The following is a 1,495-nucleotide window of genomic DNA, read 5'->3' as shown; positions in this document are numbered from 1 at the left end:
CTCCGACGTACACGCCGCCGGAGAAAATGATTTCCATTTTCTTTGCGCTTGCGAGCGCAAACTCTGCGAGGCTTTTTTTCGACAGTCCAAAAACTCCGGGAGCGCTGTCGCGCCCCCGGAGCGGGTAGCTTTTATAAGGATGTCAGGCCAGCGGCTCGGTGATGGCATTGCGGATCTGCTCGGATTCCTCCATCATGCGGTCCACAAATTCTCCGGCGTAGTCAAACACCATGTCCTCCAGATTCAGCTTGTCCGTCAGCTTGGCATCCGCCGGTGCGTCGACCAGATAATCCGCAACGCTCTTTTTCACCTGCCGATAGCCCAGCACGATGACAACGGCGAAAACCGCCGTGAGTGCAAGGACCTTGATCCATGTCACCCACCAATATTTTCCCATGGTCTTCACCCCCTGATGCTCATTAGACGGGTCTTCTCTGCATTTGTTCCGCAGCGGGAACAATTATTTTGCCAGATCCTGCGCGATGAGGAGCTTCATGGCCTCGACGCCGACGCGGACGGCGGCGCTCGTGTCCTCGCTCATGTTCTGGTCGAGACCGGCAGCCTCGCGCTCCTGATTCCAGATAACATGGAAGCAGGAACCGCAGCGGCAGCCCAGCGCATCTGCCACGACGAACAGCGCGGCGGACTCCATCTCACTTGCCAGAACACCGAGGCGCTTCCAGGCTTCCCATTTCTGCAGCAGCTCATAGGAGACGGGCATCTTCGCCGGGCTGTGCTGGCCGTAGAATGCGTCCTTACACTGCACGACGCCGACATGCGTCTGCTTGCCCATGGCGAGTGAAGCCTGACGCAGGGCATTGGTCACATCAAGGTTGGCAACGGCCGGATACTCGAGCGGCGCATATTCCTGAGACGTGTGCTCAAAGCGGATGGCGCCGGTTGCGACGACGATATCGCCGGACTGGACCTTCAGGTTGATGCCGCCGCAGGTACCGACGCGGATGAACGTGTCCGCACCGATGTTGTGCAGCTCCTCCATGGCGATGGAAGCGGACGGGCCGCCGATGCCGGTGGAGCAGACGCTGACCTTCTCGCCGAGGAGCGTGCCGGTGTAGATATTATACTCACGATTCTGGGCAACATGCACAGGATTGTCGAACAGCTTTGCGATGGACTCGCAGCGGCCCGGATCGCCGGGCAGCAGGCAATAGCGGCCAACATCGCCTTCGACACAATGGATATGGAACTGCTTATCAAGCTTCTGCATGGAGAAAAGCTCCCTTCTTTTTTTGGCAGCACTACACAGCGGTGCTGCAGTTTAGTAGTTTCGTGTTGAGTTATTATAGCAGTCTTTAGAGAAAATGGCAACCTCTTTCCGCGGCGTGCCGAACGCAATTCACCGATCGCGAACGCATGCTCAGGGAAGCTCTGATTCAATCAGCAAGAGCGGATGGCGCGAGATTTTTTGGCAAGGCGAGGTATGGAAAACGCAGGAATACTTTGTGTACCCGCAAGGGGCATGCCGCATCCGTAA

2 protein-coding genes are annotated in these 1,495 nt (G+C 57.3%); both read right to left on the bottom strand.

Annotation, left to right across the window (positions count from 1 at the left end):
• Positions 1-142: 142 nt before the first annotated feature.
• On the bottom strand, positions 143-397 hold the full coding sequence (locus WMO66_RS06470; protein ID WP_349135580.1) for a hypothetical protein: 255 nt from the start codon (positions 395-397) through the stop codon (positions 143-145).
• Positions 398-460: 63 nt separating this feature from the next.
• The gene (gene udp, locus WMO66_RS06465; protein WP_349135579.1) at positions 461-1,228 is read right to left on the bottom strand and encodes a uridine phosphorylase; all 768 of its coding nucleotides are present in this window, start codon (positions 1,226-1,228) and stop codon (positions 461-463) included.
• Positions 1,229-1,495 lie beyond the last annotated feature (267 nt).

It is taken from the genome of Faecousia intestinalis, assembly GCF_040096185.1.
Classification (GTDB): domain Bacteria; phylum Bacillota; class Clostridia; order Oscillospirales; family Oscillospiraceae; genus JAZOXB01.
The sequence above is the reverse complement of the archived record's forward strand: the minus strand, read 5'-3'. Positions and strand labels throughout refer to the sequence as shown.